Below are 26,112 nucleotides of genomic sequence, written 5' to 3' on the forward strand. Positions count from 1 at the left end.
CAGGGTATCCGCCGAAATCTGGGCACGTCAGGCTGCCCCACCCGGTAGCCCTCGCGCACCACTTTCAGAGCGGACGGGCCGGCGCCTCGGCCGACCCGGTCGCCCCGCAGGCCTGCCGCACCTTGCTTCGCCGCTCTTCCAGCTTGCGGCCAAAGTCCTGCAGCAGCAACGGTTCATGCATCACTATCTTCTCGAGGTGCTCGCGATCGATCACCAACGCGGTCACCTCTTCCAGCGCGTAGGCGCTGGCCAGGTTCGGTTGCCGGGTCAGCGTGGTCAACCCCAGATACGAACCCTGCACCAGCGTGGTGACCGGCACGATCGAGCCGTCCTCGGCCGTGGCGGTCAGCTGTACCCGCCCGGACACCAGGAAGGTCATCCCCGGCGGCACCTGACCGGCGTGCTCCACGACCTCGTCGGCGCCGTATCGGACGATACGCGCGCACGAATGCAACTCCCGTTGGTGTTCCACGCTGAGCCGCAATGCCGGGGCCACCACGCTGCGCACCGCGTGCTCCACCCGTTCGGTCGTCGAAAAGTCGTCGTCGGCCTCGTCGAGGTGCAGGTTCTCGCGTCGTGCGGCATACCACGCCCACCGCAGAAAGGTGGCCTTGGCGGCGCCGGCGTCGGCGGGTGAGCTCAGACCTATCGACGTGCGGTACTCGCCGGCCCCCATGGGCGCCGAGCGCGGCACACTGCCGGCCTTGAGCTGCGGCAGCGCGCGGGCGACTTCCGAGAGCATCGCGCAGACCCGGTCGGGCGGGTCGGCCGTGGAGAAGGTCGTCGTCACGGCCAATTTGTGCGTGCCGGGCGGGCGGGAAAGGTTGGTGAACGAGGTGGTGGCCAGCATGGAGTTCGGCATGATGCGCATGCCGCTGCCGGTATCGATGTGCACGGCGCGCCAGTTCACCTCGACGACGCGGCCCTGCGCTGTCCCGGTGTCCAGCCAATCGTCGATCCGGAAGGGCTGCTCGAACAGCATGAACAGGCCCGACACCACCTGACCGACGGAATTCTGCAGCATGAGCCCGATGACGACCGAGGTGACGCCCAGCGCCGTGAAGAGGCCGCCGATCCGGACGCCCCAGACGTACGACAGCACCACCGCCAGACCGACGCCGATCACGGCGAAGCGGGCGACGTCGCGGAAGATGGTGGGTAGCCGTTTGCGCCAGCTGTCTTCCGGCGCGCCATCGAAGACGGTTGCGTTGAGCCCGGACAGCACCAGCACCAGCACCAACATGGCGAACACGGTGGTAAGCAGTCGCACCGGGACGTCTCGGGCCGGGATCTCCGAGGCCTGCACGAGCAGCAGCAACAGCGCACCGAGCGGCAGTAGGTAGTTGCGCACCAGGCTGACCTGCCTGGCCAGGCGGCGGTTCCTGCGAACGAGCCAGTCGTGTAGCTCGGTGAGCACGATCAGCCCGACCGGTAAGCCGACCGCGATCCCGACCGCCCAATAGAACCACGGGCTGTCCCAGGTGTTCATCATCGCTCCAACAAGCGGTAGATCGCCTGCTCGGTGCCGGCGACCGAAATGGTCCCGGCGGGCGCGAACTGCCGCACGTCGCTCATCGCGTCATACACCTGGGAGCTGACGTAGATGCCGGCCTGCGGTGCGCCACTGTGCATTTGGTAGGCCAGACTCACCGCGCCACCCCACATGTCATAGACGAGGCTGGAGCGGCCCACCAGCCCGGACACGACGTTGCCGGTGTTGACGCCAACCCGAACGCCCAGCTGATGGCCGTTCTCGCTGTTGAACCGGTCGATGATGCGACCGATCTCGAGGGCGAAGTCAACGCCGCGGTGAATGCTGTCCAGTCGGGGGGTGACCACCCCGCAGCTGGCGAGGTAGCCGTTGTGGAACGTGCGAATGCGTTCGACGCCAAGGGATTCCGCGGCCGAATCAAACTGCCGGAACAATTCGTCGACGATGCCGACCAGCTGGGTCTCCGGCAGATCGTTGGAGATTTCGTCGAGGCCGACGATGTCGGCGTAGATGATGGCGACATCCTGGTGCTTCTGGGCGATGTTCTCCTCGCCCTCGCGATAGCGTTGCACCACCGACTCCGGCATCAGCGCGAGCAGCAGGCGATCGTTTTCGCGGCGCTGCTCGTTGAGCAAATCCTCTTTGATCGCCAGGTTGCGGCTCATCTCGTTGAAAGCCGCGGTGAGGTCGCCGATTTCGTCTCGCGCCATCACCGGAATGTTGACGTCGTAATCGCCCGAACTGATCTTCCGCGTGCCCTCCTCAAGGCGCCGGACCGGCCGCACCGCCGCCTGCGCGATGATCAACGAGGCGACGCAGATCACGAAAACCATTGACGTGACCGCAATCACGATCCCCTTGCTGAACCGGCCCAGCCGGGCGAAGGCATCGGAGTTGTCGCGGGTCGCAAGCACCGACCAATGCAGATCGGAGTTGGGTATGTCCAACGGCGCGTAGGCTTCCAACTCTCTGTTGCCGAGGTAATCGGTGGCGCTCATGACTCCGGTCTCGCCGCGTTGAGCGGCGCGCAGACCCGCCGAGGGCACCGGCTGCACCAGGGTGGTACCGCCCAACCGGATCGCTCGGTCGACGACATCCGGTGGCGTACCCGCGTCGATCGAGTCGCGGCGGTACGCCTTCGGGTCTTCCACGAAAAGCCTTGAATCAGAACGCATTAAGTTGTCGGGACCCGCCAGATACGTTTCGGTGGCAACGCCCATGCCCGCGGCTTCCCAATGCCTATCGGCGGTCATGATCTTGTTGATCTTCGCGATCGGCACCGGCAGGGCCATGATCCCGCTGATTTTGCCGTTCATGCCGACCGGCGAGACCACCCACGCCGTGGGCTCGTCCACGTGTGGCTGATAGGGCTGGAAGTCGGTAATCCAGACGAAGTCGACATCGTTGGATGCCAAGGCTTTTTGGTAAGCGCCGCGCAAATTTGATTCGCGGTAGGGCCCGGTGAGGATGTTGGTCCCGAGGTCGGGACCCTTCATCACGCTGTAGACGACGTTGCCCTGCAGGTCCAGCAGCAAGGCGTCTTTGTAGTCGAAGCGGGTGACGATACCGCGCATGTAGAAATCGAAACGGGCGTTGGCCGCCGACCAAGGGCTGCCGTCGCCGGCGTCCACGACGGGCAGCGCGTTGGCCGCCGGTCTAAGCGGCGCGGTGTAATACGCCTGGACATATCGCTGCGAGTTGGACGTCGGCAGAACCGCGTTGAGATCGATCGTGTCACCGGTCACCCGTTTGATCGGTTCGATCATCGCGTTGTCGTAGTAGGTGACGAGCAGCTGCTGCTGCGCGGGAGTGATCTGGGAGTTGGCCAACTGGGCGAAGCCGTCGGTGAGCGCCGCCGTGGCCTGATTGACGCTGAATCCGCCGCTGTAGACGATGAGCGAGTTGGTCACTTCCCTGAACAGCGCCTGGATCGCTCGCTTCTGCGATTCGCGCATCTCGATCAACCGCTCGGACTCGACGTCGCGCAACGCGGTGCGGCCGGAGATGGCGCCGATCGCGCCGATCACCGCCACACCCAAGATGCTCGACAGCAGCAATGCCACCAAGATCTTGGACTGGATGCCGAACCGGAATCGCGTCCACAGCAGCGGCCGGTGGATGCGCTTGGGAGGCTTAGCGGCAGCAGCACTGGACTCGGCGTCCGGTACCGGATCGGTCACCTGGGTCGACGTCAATCAATCTCCCCCTTGCCTGAGAGGACTTCAGCATCGCTAACGCTGCAGACTATCGCGCGAATCTGCAAGGTATCGGCATTTGCCGCGTCGCAATTAGGCAGATTGCCGGTGCACGATGCCTTTCGAACACCGGCAACGACTAAGGTCGGCCGCATGGCACGGGTCTGCGTGGTGGGCAGCGTGAACATGGACCTGACGTTCGGCGTCGATGCCCTCCCGGGTCCGGGCGAGACGGTGCTGGCGTCCTCGCTGACCTCCGCGCCGGGCGGCAAGGGCGCCAATCAGGCGGTGGCCGCCGCACGCGCCGGCGCGCAGGTGCAGTTCGTCGGCGCGGTCGGCGACGATGCGGCCGCCGATCGCTTGCGGGCTCACCTGGCGGCCAACGACGTTGGGCTGGACGGGACCATAACGGTGCCCGGACCGAGCGGCACGGCGATCATCGTGGTCGATGCCGGCGCCGAAAACACCATCGTGGTGGCGCCGGGCGCAAACGGCCGGCTGACGCTGACCGAGGCGCCGGTTCGCGGGGTGATCGCCTGCAGCGATGTGGTGTTGACCCAGTTGGAGATTCCGGTGATGACGGCGGTGGCGGCGGCACGGGCGGCCCGGTCGACGGGCGCCCTGGTGATGGTCAACGCCTCACCGGCCGGTCGGGACGCAAGCGGGCTGGACGAACTGGCGGCCCTTGCCGATGTCGTGATCGTCAACGAATCCGAGGCGGACAAATGGCCTTGGCAACCAACGCATTTCGTGGTCACCCTGGGCGCGCGGGGGGCCCGCTATACCGGGGCCGACGGAGCATTCGCGGTGCCGGCACCAGCGGTCGAGGCGGTGGACACCACGGGGGCCGGCGACGTGTTCGCCGGGGTGCTGGCTGCCCATTGGCCCGTCGGCCCGGAGTTGAACCCCGCTTTCAGGACCCAGCGGCTGCGCGCCTTGCGGCTCGCCTGCGCCGCGGGTGCGTTGGCGACGCTGGTGCCCGGCGCGGGTGACTGCGCGCCGGACGCCGAAGCGATCGCGCGGCTGAGCGGCTGACCGCGTTGATCGCGAAGCCTTCGTACCAACGCCAGGCGAACGCTAGTCACCCCGAAATCAGCGCACCCACCTCGCGAAACGACATCCCGGCGCTCGCGGTCACCAGATCGCCCCGGCTCAACGCCGCTGCCGCATCCCGCACCGCCGCGGCAGCGTGCAGGTATAGCGCCGACCCGATGCTGATGCGTTTGACCCCGGCCGTCGAGAGCTCGGCGACCGTGGGTCGCTCCGACTGGGTGCCCATCAGCAGGTTGACCGGCTTGGGTGCGACGGCCTTGATGATCGCTTCCACCGCGGCCATGTCCGGCGGATAGGGGGCATAAAGCACATCGGCGCCGGCCTCGGCGAACGCGGTGAGCCGACGGATCGTGTCGTCGAGATCGGGGCGGCCCTGAATGAAATTGTCGGTGCGTCCGGTGAGCACGATGCGGCCACGCGCTGCTTGCGCGGCCGCGCGCACGCGCGCCACTGCCTCGTCGAAGTCACGGATTGGATTGGCCGGATCGCCGGAGGTGTCCTCCACCCCGATGCCGGCCAGCCCCGCGTCGATCGCGGCGCGCACGGTCGCGGCCACGTCGTCGGGCGTCGCGCCGTAGCCGTCCTCGAAGTCCCCGTTGACCGGCAACCCGCTGACCTCGATGAGCAACTTGGCGTGTGCCACATGCTCGGCCAGGCTCACGGCGTGCCGCCCGTCCGGACGGCCCAGCGCGAACGCCAGCGCCGCCGACGAGGTGGCGAGCGCCTCGAACCCGGCGTCCTTGAAAATCAGCGCCGACAGGCCGTCCCACACGTTCGGCATGACGAACGCGTCCGGCCGCCGGTGCAAGTCCAGGAACCGTTCGTAGTGTTCGGCTTGGGTCATGACACGCTCCTGTCGGGGTTGGCGCCTGCCGCCCATCTTGCCTTCTCACCTGCGGTTGGCAGTAACTGGCAGCGTCTGGCACCAGCTCTGATTGATCCGGGAGCAGCTGTCGAGCAGGGTCGACGACGTCCCAATGTCTCCCAATGTCGTTGAGAGGAAAACCATGTCTGCAAGCACCATCGACCGCACCGCCACCCGCGACGGGTTGCTTCGCCTCACGATGCGTGCCGATGCCGCCATCAGCGGCCTCACCGGCGCCGCCGGCATCCCACTGGCCGGCTGGCTGGCCGCGCAATCGGGCACCACGAAGGCGTTCGAGGACGGCATGGCCGCGTTCCTGATCGCCTACGGCGTCGTCGTATTCGGGCTGGCCGCGCTTCCGTCGGTACGCCGCGCGGGCATGGCCGTCATCGTCGGCAACCTGCTCTTCACGGTGGCCGCCGTGGCCCTCGTGCTCGCCCATGTCTTTCCGTTGACCGCCACCGGCGTGGCCACCACGTTGGCCTCGGGCGTCTACACGCTGGTGTTCGCCGAGCTGCAATACCGGGGCTGGCGCCGCACCAAGGCGTGATCCCGGGCTAATCCTCGGGGATCTCGCGCTCGATCTCGTCCAGCCAGATCCGCGCCGACATGTCCGAGGGTGCACGCCAATCCCCGCGTGGCGACAACGCCCCGCCATGAGACACCTTGGGGCCGTTGGGCAATGCCGAGCGCTTGAACTGGCTAAACGAGTAGAACCGCTGCACAAAGACCTTCAGCCAATGCCGAATCTCTTTCATCGAGTACGACGGTCGCTTGTCTTCGGGGAACCCGGGAGGCCAGTTGCCGCGTTCGGGATCGCCCCATGCGTGCCGTGCCAAGAAGGCGATCTTCGACGGCCGGAACCCGTAGCGCAGCACGTGAAACAGTGAGAAGTCTTGCAGGGCAAACGGTCCCACCTTCGCCTCGCTGCTCTGCAGTTCTTCTTCCTCACCGCCGGGAATGAGTTCCGGGGTGATCTCGGTGTCGAGAACCGACTGCAGTACCTCGCTGACGTCGCTTTCGAATTGCGCCGACGAAATGACCCAGCGAATCAAATGCTGGATCAGCGTCTTGGGCACGCCGGCGTTGACGTTGTAGTGCGACATCTGATCGCCGACGCCGTAGGTCGACCAGCCCAGCCCGAGCTCGGAAAGGTCACCGGTGCCCAGCACGATGCCGCCGCGCTGGTTGGCGAGCCGGAACAGGTAGTCGGTGCGCAAGCCGGCCTGGACGTTTTCGAAGGTGACGTCGTACACCTTCTCGCCGCGGGAGAACGGGTGGTCGATCTCTTTGAGCATCAGTTGCGCGGTGTCGCGGATGTCGATTTCAGCGAACGTGACTCCGAGTGCCCGGCACAGCTCGACCGCATTGCGTTTGGTGCGTTCTCCGGTGGCGAAGCCGGGCAACGTGAACGCCAGGATGTCACCGCGCGGCCGGTCCTCCCAATCCATGGCGCGTGCGGCGACGATCAACGCGTGCGTCGAGTCCAGTCCGCCGGAAATCCCGATTACCACCTTCGGGTAGTTCAGCGCACGCAACCGCTGCTCCAACCCGGAGACTTGAATGTTGTACGCCTCATAGCAATCCTGTTGCAGCCGTTGCGGATCGGCCGGCACGAACGGGAATCGCTCGATCTCGCGCCGCAGCCCGATGTCACCGGCCGGTGGGTCGAGCCGGAACTCGATGCGCCGGAACGATTCGGTCGCCGCGCGGTGGTGGCGACGGTTGTCGTCGAACGTCCCCATCCGCAACCGTTCGGAACGAAGCAGCTCGGTGTCGACGTCGGCAACCGAACGTCGCTCTCCCCTGGGGAACCGCTCGGATGCGGCGAGCTGAACGCCGTTTTCCCAGATCATGGTCTGCCCGTCCCAAGACAGGTCGGTGGTCGACTCGCCCTCGCCCGCGGCGGCGTAGACGTAGGCGGCCAGGCACCGCGACGACGCCGAGCGGGCGAGCAGGCAACGGTCCTCGGCACGGCCGACGGTGATCGGGCTGCCGGACAGGTTGGCCAGCACCGTGGCACCGGCCAGCGCCGCTTCCGCGCTCGGCGGGATCGGGACGAACATGTCCTCACAGATCTCGACGTGCAGCACAAACCCGGGCAGGTCGGACGCGGCGAACAACAGGTCGGGGCCGAACGGCGCCGTTGTGTCGCCGATGCGGATGATGCCGCGTTCGTCGTCGCCGGGCGTGATTTGACGGTGCTCGTAGAACTCCCGATAGGTGGGCAGGTACGACTTGGGCGCGACACCCAGCACGGAGCCGCGATGAATAACGACCGCCGTGTTGTAGATGCCGTGGCGATGGCGCAGCGGCGCCCCGACCACCAGGACGGGCAGCAGATCGGCGGACGCGGTGACGATGTCGAGCACGGCGGCCTCGACGGAATCGAGCAACGAATCCTGCAGCAGGATGTCCTCGATGGAGTACCCCGACAGCGTCAGCTCGGGGAAGACCGCCAAAGCCACGCCCTCGGCGTGACACTCGCGCGCCAGCCCCAGGACCGACGCCGCGTTGGCCGCCGGGTCGCCGATCGTGGTGTGGTGCGTGCATGCGGCGACCCGGACAAAGCCCTGGCTGTAAGCGTTGTAGAAATCCATGTCGCTTCCATTGTCGCCTGTGCGGTGTCAAACCCGGTGTGCCGGGTATCAACACGGCATGAGTGATACCGCTGTCCTGGTGGTCGACATGCTGAATACCTATACGCACGACGACGCCGAAGTGCTGATGCCCAATGTCGAAAAGATCGTCGAGCCGCTGGCCGGGCTGATCCGCGCCGCACGGGAAACGGCCGACGTCGACGTCGTCTATGTCAACGACAACTACGGCGATTTCACCGCCCAGTTCTCCGACATCGTCCGCGCCGCGCTCGATGGCGCGCGGCCGGATCTGGTGAAGCCCATCGCGCCTGACCCAGGATCGGGGGTGGACGCGTGCCTGACCAAGGTGCGGCACAGCGCGTTCTACTCGACGCCGCTCGAGTATCTGCTCGGCCGCCTCGACACCAAGCGGGTGATCCTGACCGGCCAAGTCACCGAACAGTGCATTCTCTACAGCGCGCTCGACGCGTACGTGCGCCATTTTGACGTAGTCATTCCCCGCGATGCCGTCGCCCACATCGATGCCGAATTGGGCGCGGCGGCCTTGAAGATGATGGAGCGCAATATGTCCGCCGAGGTCACGACCGCGGCCGACTGCCTGGGCTAACCTCGATTCTGTGCACTCGCCCGAACTCGTCGCGCTGTTGGCCGGACGACGGATCGCGGTGTTGACGGGTGCCGGGATCTCCACCGACTCGGGCATTCCCGACTATCGGGGCCCCGATTCGCCGCCGAGCAATCCCATGACCATCCAACAATTCACCACGGATCCACTGTTCCGGCAGCGCTACTGGGCGCGCAACCACGTCGGCTGGCGGCACATGGACGACACGCAGCCCAACGCGGGGCACCGGGCACTGGCCACGCTGGAGCACGCCGGCGTGGTGAACGGGGTGATCACGCAAAACGTCGACCTGCTGCATACCAAGGCCGGCAGCGCGAATGTGGTCAACCTGCACGGCAGCTATGCGCGGGTGGTCTGCCTGGGCTGCGGCTACACCATGAGCCGGGCGGCGCTGGCCGAAAAGCTCGAGGCGCTCAATCCGGGGTTCATCGAACGCGCGGAGGCGGTCGGCGGGCTGGCGGTGGCTCCGGACGCCGACGCGGTCATCGCCGAAACCGCGTCGTTTAGCTACCTCGACTGTCCGCGTTGCGCCGGCATGCTCAAGCCCGATATCGTCTATTTCGGCGAAAATGTGCCCAAAGATGTTGTAGCCAAAGCATTTTCACTTGTCGACGAAGCACAGGCGCTCCTGGTGGTGGGCTCCTCGCTCACCGTGTTCTCCGGCTACCGGTTCGTGCGTCATGCCGTATCGCTGGGCATCCCGGTCGCAATCATCAACCGCGGCCCCACCCGCGGCGACGAGCTCGCCACGGTCAAGGTCGACGGCGGTTGCTCCGAACTGCTGACGCTGCTCGCCGAGGAGCTCTTGCCGCTGACATCCGCGACCCCCGCGGGGACCCGACGCGTACCCGTGCGCTAGAACATGCAGGGCATGCTGCGGATCGCGTGGATGAAGTTGCCCGCAACATAGGACGGTTCGCCGGCCTGGATGTCGGGCAGTTGCCGCAGCAGTTCGCCGAAGAACGCGCGTAGTTGGGCGCGCGCGACGTGCGCCCCGAGGCAAAAGTGCACCCCGCCGCCGCCGTAGCCCACGTGCGGATTGGGGCTGCGGCTCAGATCGAACCGGTCCGGATTCTCGAAGGCCTCGGTGTCCCAGTTGCCCGATGAGTAGAACATCACCACCTTCTCGCCGGCCCGGATGGTCTGACCGGCGAGCTCGAAATCCGTTGCGGCCGTGCGGCGGAAGGTCATGACCGGGGTGGCCCAACGGACGAACTCCTCCACTGCCGTGCCGATGCGGTTGTCGAAATCCTCCAACAGCCAGGCCCGCTGATCGGGAAAGTCGGTGAGCGCCTTGAGCGCATGGCTGATGGTCTGCCGGGTGGTGTCGTTGCCGGCCACCGAGAGCAGCACAAAGAACGCGGCGATGTCGGCGTCGGTGAGCCGGTCGCCGTCGACCTCGGCGTTGACCAGGCCGCTGAACAGGTCGTCGCCCGGATTGGCGCGGCGCTGCGCGGCGAGCGCAAGGGCCACCTGATGCAGATAAACCTGGTTCTCGAACAGCACCTCCAACGGACTGCGGCCGTCCATCGCCTCGGGGTCGGCCCACGACACGGCGACCTCGGCGGCGTGCGCGACGCCGGCGCGGTCCGATTCCGGGATGCCCGCCATGTCCGCCAACGTCCGGATCGGCAGCTCCTTGGCGCAGTAGTGCACGAAGTCGGCACCGCTACCGGCGGCCCTGAGCTCTTCGACGATCGACTTGGCGTTGGTGGCGATCGAGTCCTCGATGCGACGCACCTGCCGCGGCGTGAACGCGGCGCTGACGACCTTGCGCAGCTTGGTGTGCCGTGGCGGGTCCATCGCCAGGAAGGACTGCGATGCTTCGAGCAACTCCACCGGGACGTTCTCGAACATCACTCCCTTGCCGGACAGGAACACCTCGTTGTTGCGGCTCACCGCGGCGATGTCGGCGCGGCGGGTGACGGCCCAGTAGCCGGGGTCGTCGGGATCGGGCAGCAGGGCGTCTTCGACCGGCGGGTGCCAGCTCACCGGGCGCTCGGCGCGCAGCTCGGCGAACGAACGCTCTCGCTCGGCCGCGGTCGTCGACCAAAACGCCCGCGAAGACAGATCGATCGCGTCGTACGCGCGCGCAGTGCCTGCCATTGCCGTCATCGTGCTTCCCTTCAACGAACCGGAATCACGCCCGACTCTATGCTTAGACATGTTGTCTAGTCAATATGTCGAAATGATGTGTATGCTGCGCATATGCCATTGACGAAGTCATCGGCCACCCGCAAGCCGCAGGTGACGCGCCAACAGCGCCGAGAGCACATGGAGCGCCGGTTGCTGGACGCCACCGAGCGACTGATGAGCGAGGGCGCCAGTTTCACCGAGCTCAGCGTCGATCGGCTGTCGACCGAGGCGGGCATTTCGCGCGCCAGCTTCTACATCTACTTCGAGGACAAGGCCCATCTGCTGCGCGGGCTCGCGCGCCAGGTGATGGGCGACCTCGCCGACGACGGGCAGCGCTGGTGGGGCGTGGCCTGGCGCCACAACCCCGACGACCTGCGCGCGGCGATGGCCGGCATCATCGCCAGCTACCGCCGCCACCAGGCGGTGCTCGTCGCACTGAACGAGATGGCGGCCTACGACCCGTCGGTGGCGGCGACGTATCGCGATCTGCTCGCCGACATCTCCAAGCGATTGACGCGCGTGATCGAGGGCGGCCAGGCCGACGGCTCGATCCGCCGCGAGCTTCCGGCGGCCACCACGGCCGACGCGCTGACCTGGATGGTCGAACGCGTTTGCCATCAGAACCTGCCAAACGCACCCCGCGAGTTCGACCCGGAGCTGGCCGCCACGCTGGCCGAAATCGTTTGGGGCGCACTGTATTTGAAGGCCGCCGAAGCTGACGTGTGACGCACACGATATAGCTAGCGCCCTAACTAATTGGGTACGATATAAACGTGACTGCGCTTGCCACACCGGAGGTCGACCCCCTTGCCCTGGAACGGCAGGTCTGTTTCGCGCTGAGCATCACCAACCGCGCCGTCCTGGCCGTGTACCGGCCGCTGCTCGAGCCGCTGGGTCTGACGCACCCGCAATACCTGGTCATGCTGACACTGTGGGATCATCAGAAATCGGCGCGGCACCAGCCACTGAAATCACTGTCGGTCAAAGAGATCGCCGCCACGCTGCAGATGGATTCGGCCACACTGTCACCCATGCTCAAACGCCTCGAGGCGCTCGGCCTGATCACCCGCACCCGAAACCCGGTCGACGAGCGGTCCACCCACGTCACCCTCACCAAGAGCGGTGCCGCACTGCGTCGGCGCGCGCTCGCGATTCCGCCCGCCGTGGTCGCGTGCCTGGGCGTCGACATGAGCGAACTTCAGCACCTGCATGAGGTGCTAAGCCGAATCAACTCGGCCGCCCTGGCGGCCGGGGCCTTACAGCAGGAGCAGCGATGACCACCACCACACCCAGCAAGCCCAATCTCTGGCAGTACATCACCTACTCGTATGGTCGCGTCCTGCCCAGTTCGATGCGCAGCTGGGTCGCCCACGACCTGGCGGAAACGGGCGCTGTGCGCCGGCACATGCTGCGGTGGGCGATCCCGCCGCTGCTAGTTCTCGCACCGTTTTGGCTGCTGCCCGCTTCGCTGTATGTGCACACCGAGATGACGGTGCCGCTGTATGTCTGGGCCCTGCTGATCTCGCTGGCACTGAACAAGGTCTGGCGCCGACACCGGCTGGCGCAGCACGGGCTGGACCAGAACCTAGTCGATGTCCGAAAGCGGGAAAAGCAAGCCCAGATGCACGAGGACTACGCCCGCCGCTACGGACCGCGCCCCGAATCGGCCGCCTGGCAGGACAACAGCAACCCGTTCCACTAAGAGACCGTTACCAGGTCGTCGGCGTGCACGGCGGGCCGACGCAGCTCGTCGGGCAGCTCCGAAGTTGAACGGCCGATCATGGTGGCGAGCTCGGCAGCGTCGTAGCTGACCACGCCGCGGGCCACCAGGGTGGAGTCCGGCCCGCGCAATTCCACCACGTCGCCGCCGTAAAAGCGGCCGGAGACGGCGGTGATGCCCGCGGCCAGCAGCGACCGGCGCTGCCCGACCACCGCACGCACCGCGCCCTCGTCGAGGATCAGCGAGCCGGCGGATTCGGCCGCGTAGCGCAGCCAGAATCGGCGCGCCGACATCCGGTCGGGCCGCGCGGCGAACACCGTGCCCACCGAGGCATCGGAGAGCGCGTTGGCGGCGTCGGCCGCCGCGGCCAACAGCACTGGGACGCCGGCGTCGGCGGCCAACAGCGCCGACGGCACCTTCGACATCATCCCGCCGGTGCCCAGCTCGCTGCCGCGGCCGGCCACGACGTTGGCCAAATCCGCCGGCCCGGCCACCTCCGCAATGAACTTCGCCCCCGGCACTTTGCGCGGATCGGAGTCGTAGAGGCCGTCGATATCGGACAGCAGCACCAGGGCCTCGGCGCCGACCAGGTGCGCCACCAGCGCCGAAAGCCGGTCGTTGTCACCGAACCGGATCTCGTTGGTGGCGACGGTGTCGTTCTCGTTGACGATCGCGACCGCGTGCAGCGCGCGCAGCCGGTCCAGCGTTCGTTGGGCGTTGGTGTGGGAAGCCCGCATTGAGATGTCCTGAGCGGTCAGCAGCACCTGCCCCACGGTGCGACCGTAGCGGTCGAACGCGGCGCTCCACGCATTGACCAGTGCGACCTGCCCGACACTGGCCGCCGCCTGCTTGGTCGCCAAATCCTTTGGGCGGCGGGACAATCCGAGCGGCTCGATGCCGGCGGCGATGGCGCCCGACGACACGATGACGACGTCGGTGCCCGCCTTCATCCGTGCCTCGATCGCGTCGGCCAGACCGGCCAGCCGAGCGCGGTCGAAGACCCCGGACGGGGTGGTCAGCGCGTTGGTGCCGATCTTGACGACGAGACTGCGCGCGGTGCGGATGGCCTCGCGGTGGCTAGACACGAGCGCCACTCCTGCTCATCGCTTCGCTCTGCATCCTCGTCGGCGTCACGACTGGTCACCGGGTTCACGACGCCGACGCCGCGCGGCCTTGCGCTCCTCGGCGCCGACGCGCTCGGTACGCTCCAGCCGCACGTCGGTGCCCCGTCCGGTCATGATGACGTCCACCCCCGCCGGCGTCTGCGGCTCCCAGTCGAACGTCATCTCGCCGATGGTCACCGCGCAGCCCGGCTTGGCGCCCAGCCGCAACAGTTCGTCCTCGACCCCGAGGCGGGCCAGCCGGTCGGCGAGATAGCCGACCGCTTCGTCGTTGTCGAAGTTGGTCTGGCCGACCCATCGCTGCGGCCGTACCCCAGTGACCACGAAGCCTCCCTGGCCGTCGGGTTCGACGGTGAACCCGCTTTCGTCGACGGGCACCGGCCGGATCACCGGACGTCGCGGAATCGCTTGCGGCCGTTCGGCGTTGTAGGCCTCGATCATCTGCCATAGGCCAAAGATCAACGGCTGCAATCCTTCTCGGGTCACCGTTGACACGTTGAACACCGGCCAGCCCCGCTCGGCGATTTCGTCGCGGACGAATTCGGCGAGTTCGCGGGCCTCGGGCACGTCGATCTTGTTGAGCACCACCGCCCGAGGCCGCTCGGCGAGATCGACGAGCGCCGCGTCGCCCTGCAGGGTTGGGGTGTAGGCCGCCAGTTCGGCTTCCAGCGCCTCGATATCGGAGATCGGGTCGCGACCCGGCTCGGCGGTCGCGCAGTCGACCACGTGCACCAGCACCGCGCACCGCTCGATGTGCCGCAAGAAATCCAGACCCAGGCCGCGGCCCGCCGAGGCGCCCGGGATCAGGCCGGGCACGTCGGCGACCGTGAAGGTGTGCTCCCCGGCCGAGACGACGCCGAGATTGGGCGTCAGCGTGGTGAACGGATAGTCCGCGATCTTGGGCTTGGCCGCCGAAATGACCGACACCAAAGAGGACTTTCCGGCCGAAGGGAATCCGATCAGGCCGACGTCGGCGACGGTCTTGAGCTCCAGCGACAGGTCGCGGGCCTGACCCGGCTCACCGAGCAACGCAAACCCGGGCGCCTTGCGGGCGCGCGAGGCCAGCGCGGCGTTGCCCAGGCCGCCCCGACCCCCCGCGGCGGCTTCAAAGCGGGTGCCCGCACCGACCAGGTCGGCGAGCAGCCGGCCGTTTTCGTCGAGCACGACGGTGCCGTCGGGCACCTTGACCTCCAGGTCGGCGCCGGCGGCGCCGTCGCGGTTGTTGCCCATGCCCTGTTTGCCCGACGGCGCGGTGATATGCGGGCGGAAATGGAAGTCGAGCAGGGTGTGCACGGCAGGGTCGACGACGAAGAAGACGCTGCCGCCGCGCCCGCCGTTGCCGCCGTCGGGGCCGCCCAGCGGCTTGAATTTCTCGCGATGGACCGAGGCGCAGCCGTTCCCGCCGGAACCCGCCCGCGCGTGGACGACGACGCGATCGACAAACCGGGGCATGGTGATTAACCGGGCGCTAGGTGCACATGGGCTGCGCGCGGTCGTCCGGGCTAGTCGGTGGTCTGCCCGGCCGCGACGATGTTGACGGTCTTGCGTCCGCGCTTGACGCCGAACTGCACCGCCCCGCTCGCCTTGGCGAACAACGTGTCATCGCCGCCGCGGCCGACGTTGACGCCGGGATGAAACTTGGTGCCGCGCTGACGGATCAGGATCTCACCGGCCTTGACGACCTGGCCGCCGAACCGCTTGACGCCCAGCCGCTGCGCGGCGGAGTCGCGACCGTTACGTGAGCTGGAAGCGCCCTTCTTGTGTGCCATGTCTGTCGCCTCTGCTACTTGATGCCGGTGACCTTGAGGACCGTCAACGGCTGACGATGCCCCTGCCGCTTGTGGTAGCCGGTCTTGTTCTTGAACTTGTGGATACGGATCTTGGGGCCCTTGGTGTGCTCAAGCACCTCGCCGGTCACCGCGACCTTGGCCAGCGCCTGGGCGTCGCTGGTGACCTTGGCGCCGTCGACCACCAATGCCACCGGCAGCGATACCTTGGCGCCGGGCTCGGAGTCGAGCTTTTCGACCTTGACCACGTCGCCGACGGCGACTTTGTACTGCTTGCCGCCGGTCTTGACGATTGCGTACGTCGCCATCGTTGCTCGTGCCTCTTTCTCGCTCGCGCGCGTGCCACCTGCGGTGCGCGTGGTGGGTCGGTGATGAACCTTGCCGCGGGCCCCGGGTGTCTGGCTAGGTCCCGCTCGCCGGCCGAACTCTCGTCCGCTGCCTGACGACGACTGTCCAAGGGTACGTGACCAGCGGCTACAGGGTCAAACCGGCCCCCGCGTGACGGCGCTCATCGAAAATCCCCGGCTGTGCTCGCCGAAATTCCTCACCTGTGAGCAGCGGTCAGTGTAGTTGTTGGCGGGTGCCGGTGGTGGTTCGGCGCAGGGTTTCTGCGGCGGCGTGGTGGTCACGTAGCCGGTAGGACTCTCCGTCGAGGTTGATGACCACGGAGCGGTGCAGCAGGCGGTCGAGCATGGCAGCGGCCACGGTGGTGTCGCCGAGGATCTCTCCCCAGGCTCCCACGCCGCGGTTGGTGGTGATGACGATGCTGGTCTTTAAATACCGTTGGGAGACAACCTGAAACAACGCCGAAGCGGCCTCGGCGGGCAGTGGAAGGTAGCCGAGTTCATCGATCACCAGCAGCGTCGGGCCGGCGAAGAAGCGCATGGTGGTGGCCCAGCGTCCCTCGATGGCGGCGCGGTGGCAGCGGGCGGCCAGATCGGCGGCGGTGGTGAAGTACGTCCGGTAGCCGGCATGTGCTGCGGCCCTGGCCAATCCGACCGACAGGTGTGTTTTCCAGTACCCGGTGGGCCGATGAGCAGGATGTTGGTCGCTGATTCCAGATAGCGGCAGGTGCCCAGCTCGTCGATGAGCTTGCGGTCGATCCCGGCGGCAGCATCGACGTCGAAGTCGGCCAGGGTGGCTGGGGTGGGCAAGCAGGCGAACCGAAGCCGTCCGGCCAGTCGGCGGGCGGTGGAGGCTTCGACCTCGACGGCCAGCAGCCGCTCCAAGGCAACGGTCAGCGACAGCCCGTCGGCGGTGGCCTGGTCGAGCACGGCAGGTAGGGCTTCAGCGGCCGCGGCCAGTTTGAGTTCGGCCAGATGCGAGCGTAGCTGCTGATAGCGGCTCGCCGCCGCCGACAGCGATTCCTCGGTTGTGGTGGTGGTCTTACCGGTGCGCGGTGTGGGGTCATTGGATGGTCCTGTTCTGGGCGGCCCGCTCGTAAGCGGACAGATCGATGACGGTGGAATTGGTTGACGGAGTGGATGTTTCAATTGCGGTGACGGATGGCTGATTGATCGCAAGCAGTTGCGCGGCAGCGGCTTTGGCCGCCGGGCCGGGTGGGATGCGTTCCTTGCGGCGGTGCGCCCGTCCGGTGGTCGCGGTGGCGATCGCCGCGGCATCCAGCGCGATGACGTGGCCGTTGTCGCGCACCATGACGCCGAGCCCGTCGGCGGCCATCCGGTGCCTGGCAACCACGATCCCACTGGCGGTGGCGATGTCGCAGAACTGACCGCCGACCGGATGCGACACCACCACGTTGGCGGCGGCCAGCTCCGGGGGCACCGAGTAGCGGTTACCGCGGTAGGACACCATCGCTTGGCGCGATGCGGTGCGGGCCTCGGAAACGATCACCGGATACGCCTGCGCCGGTATTGGTTGTAGTGGCTCCGTTTCGGCCACCACGGCGACCGAGGAGCGGCCATCAGCGGTGGCCCGCAGCCTCGTGTCACCACGCACCCGGGCGAAGCGATCCAGGTTCGCCTGGGCCGCCTCGACGGTGACGTCGTCGGCCAGGGTGCGCCACCAGCGTTGCGCGGCGGTGTGATTGACCTTCTCCACCACGCCCTTGCGGTTGCCGCGCCGCGGCGGGCAGATCGCCACCGATACGCCGTAGTGCTTGGCCACCCCGGCGAACGAGGCGCTCACCCGGCCGCTACCGGGATCGCAGACCGTGGCCATCCGGTCGAACCGCCACACCCGCGAGACGCCGCCCAGACCGCGGGTGACGCGGTCCAGGCCGGCGACCAGGTGGGGTTGGTCCTCGCTCGGCGACAGATAGCCGCGCCACTTGCCCGAATGGGCCAACGAGCCGACCAGCAGGTGTGCGGTCTTGCCCCAGCCCCACGATTCCGGCGGATCGGGCAATTCCAGCCAGTCCCATTGAGTTTCATCACCCGGTGCATGGGGGATCACCGCGTTCGGGCGCTGCGTGGCCGTCCGGCACGCCTCACAGACGGGCCGCAGGTTCCGGGTCCGGATGTTGCGGGTCAGGCTCTGATACGACAGCCCGAACCCGAGGTCCTCGAGTTCGTCGAACAGGGTGCGGGCCCACAGGTGCGGGTCCTCGGTCAGCCTGGCGGTGACGTAGTCGATGAACGGATCGAACGGGTCCGGGTCGGGCCGGGCGCGGACCCCGGGCGCGCCGTCACCGGCCAGATACTTCCGGACCGTCTTGCGGTCGAAGCCGGTGTGGCGGGCGATCGCCGAGATCGACCAACCACGTTTGCGTAGGGCATGTACTTCCACATCGTCCTCCCATGTGAGCATGAGAAAGCGGGCCTCCTTCGGTGGAGCTACTGGCGTCAGACACCAGCAGCTTCGAGGGAGGCCCGCCCTTCTCGGCGGAGCCACACGGGTGGGGAATTTCGATGAGCGTCAGTGGGGAATTTCAGTGAGCGCGGTCACCGCGGCCGAGTTGTTCAGTTTGAACTTGTCGGGCGTCACCCATGGACCGCCGTCGCGGTAGCGTATGCGGCGCTGGTCTCGGGTGTCTAAGGCGGGTACGGCGTGGCTAGTCGAGGGTAGTATGGCTTGACTCCCCATCCTGCAGCGGTACGATGGTGCTGATCCTGGTGGGGCCCCGGCTCACGCTAGGAGGCTTGGGTTCGTTTAGCTAACGAGAACAAGCAACCACAGTGCAGATTCCCGACGACCAGAGCGGCGCGTATCGCGAGCCCCGAAACCTCAGTTTCGAGTCAGTGACCGTTTGCATCGTCGGCCAAAATCACTGTTGGACGGAGTGCTCGCCTCTTAACTTGAATGCCCCGGTTATCCCCGGGGCATTCACTTTTTTGCAACAAGAAGCTCGTTACCTAGTTCAGCGACGAGCCCGCCACGTCTCTTTGGCCTTCGTCCCTGCTCTGATATACGAGTCGGGGTAAATGTTCACGTAACCTCGCGGTTCGACTCTCCATACACTCGCGGTTGCAACGACCGTGCGCCTCTGTTGTCCCGCGTTCGTATCCCAGTGATATCCCATAGGTAGCTCGTAATCCCATATCCACAGTGGATCACCTGTTGGGCCAGCCAATCCATGCCTGCCACCTGCGGAAGCGGGTCTCCACGTGCCCGTCGCGGCCGATTGCCAACATCCACCACGCGCATACATGTTCCGAAATGCACTCCGGCCGTCCTCCGTGTTGAGTCTCTCGCCGTCTGCTTTCCTGTCGAAGACATGCAATGGGAGTACCCGCGGGTCGTTATAGCTGGTGCAATCGGAAGGAACTCCCGCTGCGATCATTGTTCTCAGCTCGGCGGCTGTATCGACACCATCCTGCAACGTGCGATAGACCGCCCTGTGATCAACAAAGCGTTGCAGTGGCATACAGTCCCGCTTCTCCGGCGGATCTCGCCTCGGGTCATGAAGGACAAACACCGAACCACGGCTGAGCACGTAGCATTTGTTAATAGTCAAGTCCCGGTATAGCTCGTTTGCATCAACGGGCTCAAGTATGTTGATCCGCCGCGCGCCATTTCCTTCAGCACTCAACCTCCGCGACTTGGTGCGGCGGGTAATTAAGTCGACCCCGAGCTCAGCGGCTTGCCGTCCAAGTGTGGTTCGCAAGCGCTTCTCGTAGTCGCTATCGGATGGATGGAGTACCAACCAGATCCTCGGTCTGCGGGTGGCGGACGCCCCGTGCTCGGGCCGCTGCCCACGTCGACTCACGCCCTCGCCCGAAAGGCTACGGAGGCGGGGATCTGCACGGCCTTAAGTTCGCTCGGCTTCATGACGGCGACGCAACGCAACAAGAATCGTCGCAATTCCTCTGCATCTGCATGGTCCGACGATGGGCGCTTACTCGCAGAACTAGTTAATGTATCCGCCGGCAGTTCTAGGCCCTGTTTGTCGAACCAAGCGGAAAGGATATTTAGGACATTCGACTTAATGAAGTGATTCCATGGCCTCCGCAGTTCGGGGGGCAACGCGAAGGTGCCAAGTCCTCGTTGGGCCCAATCATTCAGTTGATGATCCGCATTTTGATTGGCAAAGGCTTGGCGCCAGCCTGCCATGTCCTCCGCCGAAATCGTGGGAAGCTGCGGCCTGTCGCCCACCTCATCCGCTTCGACACGAACCGCCTTGGAGCCGTCCCATACGAACGCCCCGGGTGAGGAGTAATCGAGCACCGCATCCCATAGGTCAGGCCTTACCCTTCCCGCCGACGTAGCGGGTTGACTGTCGGCCGGGTGATCTTTTGTCCCGTCGGTGGCGTCGCCAGAGAGCAGTCTGACCCGCGGAGGTCGCATCGTCGTGTCGAGTTCGACCAAGTCTGGAATCAAGCGAATAGCATCAATGATCGAGGTCGCGCCGTAGTCACGTTCGTCGAACTCCCGCGCTGTTGCCTGGAGGATCCGGTTCTTTAAGACTGCGGTCGTCATAACTTGCCAGTCGGAGCGGCCAGATTCTTTCGCCGCTTCGAAGGCGCCCCGCACCAACGCTCGCAGAGCATCCACCGGGGATTCGCCTAGCGCCTGGGACGATGTTTGGTCCGTATCCACAACTGGCATCTTGTCACGCAGTCGCTTGAAAGCCGCCTGGTTGGGTCCGTCGAGTAGAGCGGCGATGTCGCGGCAGGTTTAGGCGCGGTTCTCTAAACGTCCTGCCGTCGTCTGGTGCTGTCGTCCTATATTCCAGCGATTCGCGAGGTTGATCTGCGATGCAACGAAGCAGTGTGAGGGCAGGTTGGCGCTTGGTACGCCCGGCGTATCGGCCTACACTGGTGGCCGGGACGGGATTTGCACCCGTCGGGAGTGCGGCAACACTCTTGGCGGCTACCCGGCCTACCTTTGCCCCCGCCGCTCCCTAACTCACGGGTGCTGGCGGCGGGGGCTTAACCCCTTCTCATGGACCGACTCCTTCAGCGTCTTCTTCTGCATCCGAGCCATTTTTCGACTCGGTGGCACGGATGATTTCCATAGACTTGAGCGACTTGATAGCGTCTCGCAACATTTTGACCCGCTGGTCGTCTAATTCCAGCCACTTGACTGTCACGGATACTCGCACTTGTCCGGCAGTGCCAAGGTCAACCACAACAGTCTCACCGGCGCTTGGCGGGACCGTGGCTGGTTCCTCGGTGGCACTGTCATTGTTCTTGTTCTGCAATTGCTGGCTCTTGCGACGAGTCGAGTTGCCAGCGGGGACCGCGGGCGGAGTTTTCCATAGCGCTCCAACCTTCACGCCAGCGTACGCACACGCTTTCATGAAGAAAGCAATCGCCTTACGTCGGGTATCACCTTTAAGGCCCGCTGCGGTGAACACTTCCAGGAACTGCGACTGGGTTGAGTTGAGCCCCAAGGAAAATACGTCGGTGTAGAAGTCGTTGATGAACTCGCCGATCAGGCGTTGACGGTCTACTTCACTGGCGTAGACCAGATTTTCCAGTCGCTTGGTTGGCTCGCCCGCTTTGTTGAGCAGCCCCATCGTCTGTAGATTCGTGATCACCGTTGAGCGGTAACCCCCGGCGTATGTATCGAGGTAGCTGGGATCCACACGCGTGGGAATGTCCTCGCTCTCCATGCGCTCTATGACGTCAGTCAGAGTCTTAAACGCTATGTAGGGTGGCAATGGCTTCTTTAACTCTCCCTCGCTCTCGGCCATGGCATTACCTCCAGTTCGCTGGCGTCAACCAACGATGGCATAAGCCATGGCTTAACACAAGCCATACGAGAGAGATTTTTCTGGATTCTGTCGGACGATCCCGTTTGATTAGTTGCGCAAGCCCTAACCTGTCGCCATGAACACCTCAGTGACGGCACGGGCAACAGGGGTTCGCCCGGGTGACTTGGTGCGTGTGCGCACGGCTTTTCGCGGATGGGTCGAGAAGCGCGCAATAACCCCGATAATTGCGGGGGATTCGTTCCCGGTCGTGCGCGTCTGCTCTGTGCAGGCTTGGGAGGAAGCGCGGCGTACGGGAGAAACCCCTTCATCGACTCCGTTTCCGGCTGAAGACGTGAAGCTGATCGAGCATCCCTGATAGGACGGCTTTTGCCCGCGTAGCGTCAGGGTGCCGCGCACCTCGCCGCGCACCTCGCTGGTCCGTAGATCAAGCTTTCCACCGGGCCCCAGCGGCTTTATTCGCGATCTCTGACGGCTGCAGGGGTGAGCCTTCGCCGCCCCGCGCCGCCCACCTTCAAGCCACCTCTGGGCCGAGGGTTACTGCGCCGGGTCCTAACGGCCTCTGGTTCGGGGTCGCCTCGCTCACGGCGGTGACCGCCAGCGAGTTCAAGTCGAGTGCACGCGTACCTGACCTGTCAGGCCTAAACCAGTCCCCCACCCATGACCGGTCGCTCGCTTCTACCGAGAACTTTCGATTGGCCCGCGACGCGCGCCCGTGTCGTTACCGAAGGCCGGGACGTGGGCTTTTGTCGACCCGAAGCGGTCAGTCCACGTGGATCGGCGGGCCCGCCGGCCGGCCCGCCGCGCGCCGTCGGCGCGGGCGTTCGAAGGCCGGCGCGGTATCGATCACCATCCTGGCGTCCGCGTCGTCGTCGGATTCGTCCTCAAGGTCGAGGTCGTCGTCGTCGTCCAGGTCGAGATCCTCGTCGTCGTCGTCGAGCTCCTCGTCATCGTCGACCTCGTCGACCTCGTCGACCTCGTCGACCTCCTCGTCGTCGAGCTCGTCCTCGTCGTCGGAGTCGTCGGAGTCGTCGAGTTCGTCGGTGTCCTCGTCGGTGTCTTCGTAGTCGTCCTGGTCGATGTCCTCCAGGTCAGCGGAGACCTGAGCCGCCGTCGGTTCTTCGGTTTCGATGGCGGCTTCCTCGACCGGTGCCCCGGATGCGGCGGTGCCGTCCTCATCAGCGTCGGCCGCCTCCGAAGCCCCAGCTGAGCCCGCGGCCATCGCCTTGAACATCGGATGCTCGCCGGGAGCGTGAGCGGGCACCTTGGCCACTTGGAGCTGGCCCGAACCCTGCTCGGTGGACTCCTCGGATTTCTTCTTCGACCGCCTGCCCCGCCGGCCGCCGGACTCGGACTTGCGCCCGCTCGCCGCCGCGGTCGAATCGACCGGGTCCCCGTGCATCAGGATTCCGCGGCCGCTGCAATGGGGGCATTGCGTCGAGAACGCCTCGATCAGCCCGGTCCCCAGCCGCTTGCGGGTCAGCTGCACCAGGCCCAGCGACGTCACCTCGGACACCTGGTGGCGGGTGCGGTCGCGGGCCAGCGCCTCGGTCAGCCGCCGCAGCACCAGATCGCGGTTGGATTCCAGCACCATGTCGATGAAGTCGATGACCACGATGCCGCCGATGTCGCGCAGCCGCAGCTGACGCACGATCTCCTCGGCCGCCTCCAGGTTGTTCTTGGTGACGGTCTGCTCGAGGTTGCCGCCGGAACCGGTGAACTTGCCGGTGTTGACGTCGACCACCGTCATCGCCTCGGTGCGGTCGATCACCAGCGTGCCGCCCGACGGCAGCCACACCTTGCGCTCCAGCGCCTTGGCCAACTGCTCGTCGATGCGATGCACGGCGAAGACGTCCGGCCCGTTCTGGTGGTCGTCCGGCCCTTGGGCGGGCTCGTACTTCGTCATCTTCGAAACCAGTTCGGGCGCAACGGAGTTCACGTACTCGTTGATCGTGTTCCAGGCCTCGTCACCGGAAACGACAAGGCCGGCGAAGTCCTCGTTGAACAGGTCACGGATGACCTTCACCAACACGTCGGGCTCTTCGTAGAGCGGCACCGCGGCGCCCGCGGCCTTCTCCTTGGTCTCGGTCGCCTTGGCCTCGATCTGTTCCCAACGCTCCTGCAGGCGGGTGACGTCGGAGCGGATGTCCTCCTCTTTGACGCCCTCCGACGCGGTGCGGATGATCACACCGGCGTCGGACGGCACCACCTCGCGCAGGATCTCCTTGAGCCGCTGGCGTTCGGTGTCGGGCAGCTTGCGGCTGATCCCGGTCGACGACGCCCCCGGCACGTAGACCAAATAGCGGCCGGCCAGCGACACCTGCGTGGTCAGCCGCGCGCCCTTGTGGCCGACCGGGTCCTTGCTGACCTGGACCACGACGTAGTCGCCGGGCTTGAGGGCCTGTTCGATCTTGCGGTCGGACCCGCCCAGCCCCGCGGCCTCCCAGTTGACCTCACCGGCATAGAGCACACCGTTGCGGCCGCGACCGATGTCGACGAACGCCGCCTCCATCGACGGCAGCACGTTCTGCACGATGCCCAGGTAGATGTTGCCGACCAGGGACGCAGACGCCGCCGACGTCACGAAGTGCTCGACGACGATCCCGTCCTCGAGCACCGCGATCTGGGTGTATCGCGCACCCGGGTGGGGCGGCTCGGTGCGGACCCGGTCGCGCACCACCATGACGCGCTCGACCGCTTCGCGGCGGGCCAGGAATTCGGCCTCGGTCAATATCGGGGGGCGCCGCCGTCCGGCGTCGCGCCCGTCCCGGCGGCGCTGGCGCTTGGCCTCCAGCCGAGTCGAGCCATCGATGCCCTTGATCTCGCCGCCGGAGCCGCCATCGCCGGATTTCCCGGAGCGCGGCGCCCGCTCATGAACCACGGTGTTGGGGGGATCGTCGGGCGACGGACCCTCGTCGTTGTCATCGCCCGAACCGGACTTGCGGCGCCGACGACGGCGGCGGCGCTTGGTAGCGGCCTCCCCCGAGCCGTTCTCGTCGTCGCCTTCGGCGTCCGTCTCGGAATCGCTGTCCTCGGCATCGGAATCCGACTCGTCGCCATCGTCGGATACGTCGGATTCGCCGGTCTTCCGCTCGCCCTCGTCGGTGTCAGCGCCGTCGGATCCGGCCTGCTCGCCACGGCCCCTGCCGCGGCCCCGCCGGCCGCGACGCCGCCGGCTCTTGGCCGGCCGATCGGCCTGCTCGTCGTCGTCCTCGGCATCCGAGTCGTCGACATCGTCGCCGGCGTCGTCGTCGGTGTCCTCCTCTAACCGCCGCGGTTGCGGGGAAACGAACAGCGGCATGTAGGCCGGCCGCTCGGTCGCGGTCTCCGTCGGCGCCGATTCGGGTTCGTCGTCCGCCACGTCCGCCTCTGCGCTGGCCGCAGGGCTGTAGAACGTCGGAAACACCATGGGCGTCCGGGCGAACAGCATGTCGCGCACCCGCAGGGCATCCTCGCGGTCCACGCCGGAATGCACGTTGCGGGTCTGCCCGTCGAGCTGGAACAGCGCATCGAGCACCTCTTTGTTGGTGTTACCCAACGATCGGGCCAGCTGGTGGACCCTTAACCGGTCCGGCAGATCCTCATGCTGTGTCGGCTCGTCTGATGAGTCTGAAGTTGGGGCACCGTCTACCACGTATTCTCCTCAAGCCCCCGGGCGCGTCCATTCGACGCGGCCACGCGAGGGCTTCGCTATGTGCTCGGGTCACTTCTCCCGGGCTTGTGATGGTCTCACCCCGGGCAGCTCGCTGAAATCCAGCGAACGCACCCGGCGCCGTGCTGAATGAGGGCTTGACATGCCGCGCCAGACCGCACGATGAGCGATTGTCGCGCTTGTCAAAGTCGTTCATTCGGGTGTCCGTCACCAGCCCTGAGCCGGTCCGACGACGTTCACCTTGAGTCAGTATCCCATACCACAGGCCGCGTCCACGCGCCCGCGATGCTGACGCCCTACTACCCGCCCTGTGCCGGTCCTATTCGTGCGGAAACCAGAGCGCGATCTCGCGCTGGGCCGACTCGGCCGAGTCGGAGCCGTGCACCAGGTTGAACTGGGTTTCCAGCCCGAAATCGCCGCGGATCGTGCCGGGTGTGGCCTTTTCCACGGGGTCCGTGCCGCCGGCCAGTTGACGCACCGCCGCGACGGCCCGCGGTCCCTCCACGATCGCCGCCACCACCGATCCTGAGGTGATGAACTCCAGCAGCGAACCAAAGAAGGGTTTGCCTTCGTGCTCGGCGTAATGCCGGCTGGCCAGCTCCTCGCTCACCTGCCTGAGCTCGAGGGCCGAGATGGTGAGGCCCTTGCGCTCGATACGGCCGATGATCTCGCCGATCAGCCGTCGCTCGACGCCGTCCGGCTTGATCAACACCAGGGTCCGTTCTGTCACGGCGCACAGCGTACAGAACCG

At 66.1% G+C, this 26,112-nt stretch carries 21 protein-coding genes and 1 pseudogene; 7 read left to right on the forward strand and 15 right to left on the reverse strand.

The window, feature by feature from the left end:
* Positions 1–64: 64 nt before the first annotated feature.
* Complete coding sequence (locus G6N66_RS17885; protein WP_085235074.1) at positions 65–1,489, reverse strand: mechanosensitive ion channel family protein; 1,425 nt, start codon at positions 1,487–1,489, stop codon at positions 65–67.
* Entirely contained in the window at positions 1,489–3,687 is a 2,199-nt protein-coding gene (locus G6N66_RS17890; protein ID WP_085235075.1) for an adenylate/guanylate cyclase domain-containing protein, read from the reverse strand. Before G6N66_RS17890 ends, G6N66_RS17885 begins: the two co-directional genes overlap by 1 nt.
* 153 nt (positions 3,688–3,840) lie before the next feature.
* Between G6N66_RS17890 and G6N66_RS17895 the strand changes: the two genes are divergently transcribed.
* A complete protein-coding gene (locus G6N66_RS17895; RefSeq protein WP_085235076.1) occupies positions 3,841–4,722 on the forward strand; it encodes a ribokinase in 882 nt (293 codons plus the stop codon).
* Positions 4,723–4,768: 46 nt separating this feature from the next.
* On the opposite strand, the gene G6N66_RS17900 is transcribed toward G6N66_RS17895, so the two are convergent.
* Complete coding sequence (locus tag G6N66_RS17900; RefSeq protein WP_085235089.1) at positions 4,769–5,584, reverse strand: isocitrate lyase/PEP mutase family protein; 816 nt, start codon at positions 5,582–5,584, stop codon at positions 4,769–4,771.
* Positions 5,585–5,747: 163 nt separating this feature from the next.
* Here G6N66_RS17900 and G6N66_RS17905 point away from each other — a divergent pair, with 163 nt between their 5' ends.
* Complete coding sequence (locus G6N66_RS17905) at positions 5,748–6,155, forward strand: hypothetical protein (RefSeq protein WP_085235077.1); 408 nt, start codon at positions 5,748–5,750, stop codon at positions 6,153–6,155.
* A 7-nt stretch (positions 6,156–6,162) separates the two neighbouring features.
* On the opposite strand, the gene G6N66_RS17910 is transcribed toward G6N66_RS17905, so the two are convergent.
* Positions 6,163–8,205: an NAD(+) synthase gene (locus G6N66_RS17910; protein ID WP_085235078.1), complete on the reverse strand. Its 2,043-nt coding sequence runs from the start codon at positions 8,203–8,205 to the stop codon at positions 6,163–6,165.
* A 58-nt stretch (positions 8,206–8,263) separates the two neighbouring features.
* Here G6N66_RS17910 and G6N66_RS17915 point away from each other — a divergent pair, with 58 nt between their 5' ends.
* On the forward strand, positions 8,264–8,812 hold the full coding sequence (locus tag G6N66_RS17915) for a cysteine hydrolase family protein (protein WP_085235079.1): 549 nt from the start codon (positions 8,264–8,266) through the stop codon (positions 8,810–8,812).
* A 10-nt stretch (positions 8,813–8,822) separates the two neighbouring features.
* Positions 8,823–9,689, forward strand: a complete 867-nt coding sequence (locus G6N66_RS17920; RefSeq protein WP_085235080.1) for an NAD-dependent protein deacetylase — start codon at positions 8,823–8,825, stop codon at positions 9,687–9,689.
* Here G6N66_RS17920 and G6N66_RS17925 read toward each other — a convergent pair.
* The gene (locus G6N66_RS17925) at positions 9,686–10,945 is read right to left on the reverse strand and encodes a cytochrome P450 (RefSeq protein WP_085235081.1); all 1,260 of its coding nucleotides are present in this window, start codon (positions 10,943–10,945) and stop codon (positions 9,686–9,688) included. The two genes, G6N66_RS17920 and G6N66_RS17925, sit on opposite strands and share 4 nt — an antisense overlap.
* Before the next feature lie 93 nt (positions 10,946–11,038).
* Between G6N66_RS17925 and G6N66_RS17930 the strand changes: the two genes are divergently transcribed.
* The 3 genes from G6N66_RS17930 to G6N66_RS17940 are packed head-to-tail and all read left to right on the forward strand — an operon-like array spanning position 11,039 to position 12,668.
* Positions 11,039–11,692: a TetR/AcrR family transcriptional regulator gene (locus G6N66_RS17930; protein ID WP_085235082.1), complete on the forward strand. Its 654-nt coding sequence runs from the start codon at positions 11,039–11,041 to the stop codon at positions 11,690–11,692.
* 47 nt (positions 11,693–11,739) lie between these two features.
* Positions 11,740–12,243: a MarR family winged helix-turn-helix transcriptional regulator gene (locus G6N66_RS17935; protein WP_085235083.1), complete on the forward strand. Its 504-nt coding sequence runs from the start codon at positions 11,740–11,742 to the stop codon at positions 12,241–12,243.
* Complete coding sequence (locus tag G6N66_RS17940; RefSeq protein ID WP_085235084.1) at positions 12,240–12,668, forward strand: DUF5313 domain-containing protein; 429 nt, start codon at positions 12,240–12,242, stop codon at positions 12,666–12,668. Before G6N66_RS17935 ends, G6N66_RS17940 begins: the two co-directional genes overlap by 4 nt.
* On the opposite strand, the gene proB is transcribed toward G6N66_RS17940, so the two are convergent.
* The 10 genes and pseudogenes from proB to ndk all read right to left on the reverse strand — a co-directional run bounded on the left by proB (position 12,665) and on the right by ndk (position 26,091).
* On the reverse strand, positions 12,665–13,771 hold the full coding sequence (gene proB / locus G6N66_RS17945; protein ID WP_085235090.1) for a glutamate 5-kinase: 1,107 nt from the start codon (positions 13,769–13,771) through the stop codon (positions 12,665–12,667). The two genes, G6N66_RS17940 and proB, sit on opposite strands and share 4 nt — an antisense overlap.
* A 45-nt stretch (positions 13,772–13,816) precedes the next feature.
* Positions 13,817–15,259, reverse strand: a complete 1,443-nt coding sequence (obgE, locus tag G6N66_RS17950) for a GTPase ObgE (protein WP_085235085.1) — start codon at positions 15,257–15,259, stop codon at positions 13,817–13,819.
* A gap of 50 nt (positions 15,260–15,309) precedes the next feature.
* Positions 15,310–15,576: a 50S ribosomal protein L27 gene (gene rpmA / locus G6N66_RS17955; protein WP_085235086.1), complete on the reverse strand. Its 267-nt coding sequence runs from the start codon at positions 15,574–15,576 to the stop codon at positions 15,310–15,312.
* A gap of 14 nt (positions 15,577–15,590) precedes the next feature.
* A complete protein-coding gene (gene rplU / locus G6N66_RS17960; protein WP_085235087.1) occupies positions 15,591–15,902 on the reverse strand; it encodes a 50S ribosomal protein L21 in 312 nt (103 codons plus the stop codon).
* Positions 15,903–16,155: 253 nt separating this feature from the next.
* A pseudogene (gene istB / locus G6N66_RS17965) lies at positions 16,156–16,955 on the reverse strand (IS21-like element helper ATPase IstB).
* Positions 16,956–17,001: 46 nt separating this feature from the next.
* Complete coding sequence (locus G6N66_RS17970; protein WP_085235808.1) at positions 17,002–18,363, reverse strand: Mu transposase domain-containing protein; 1,362 nt, start codon at positions 18,361–18,363, stop codon at positions 17,002–17,004.
* 1,395 nt (positions 18,364–19,758) lie between these two features.
* Entirely contained in the window at positions 19,759–20,547 is a 789-nt protein-coding gene (locus G6N66_RS17975) for an OST-HTH/LOTUS domain-containing protein (RefSeq protein WP_085232596.1), read from the reverse strand.
* Between the two features lie 388 nt (positions 20,548–20,935).
* A complete protein-coding gene (locus G6N66_RS17980; protein WP_085232597.1) occupies positions 20,936–21,691 on the reverse strand; it encodes a DUF5343 domain-containing protein in 756 nt (251 codons plus the stop codon).
* 781 nt (positions 21,692–22,472) lie between these two features.
* A complete protein-coding gene (locus G6N66_RS17985) occupies positions 22,473–25,343 on the reverse strand; it encodes an Rne/Rng family ribonuclease (protein WP_085232598.1) in 2,871 nt (956 codons plus the stop codon).
* Between the two features lie 337 nt (positions 25,344–25,680).
* Positions 25,681–26,091, reverse strand: coding sequence for a nucleoside-diphosphate kinase (ndk, locus tag G6N66_RS17990; protein ID WP_085232599.1), 411 nt, complete (start codon positions 26,089–26,091; stop codon positions 25,681–25,683).
* Positions 26,092–26,112 lie beyond the last annotated feature (21 nt).

This window comes from Mycobacterium conspicuum (assembly GCF_010730195.1).
In the GTDB taxonomy this organism is placed as follows: domain Bacteria; phylum Actinomycetota; class Actinomycetes; order Mycobacteriales; family Mycobacteriaceae; genus Mycobacterium; species Mycobacterium conspicuum.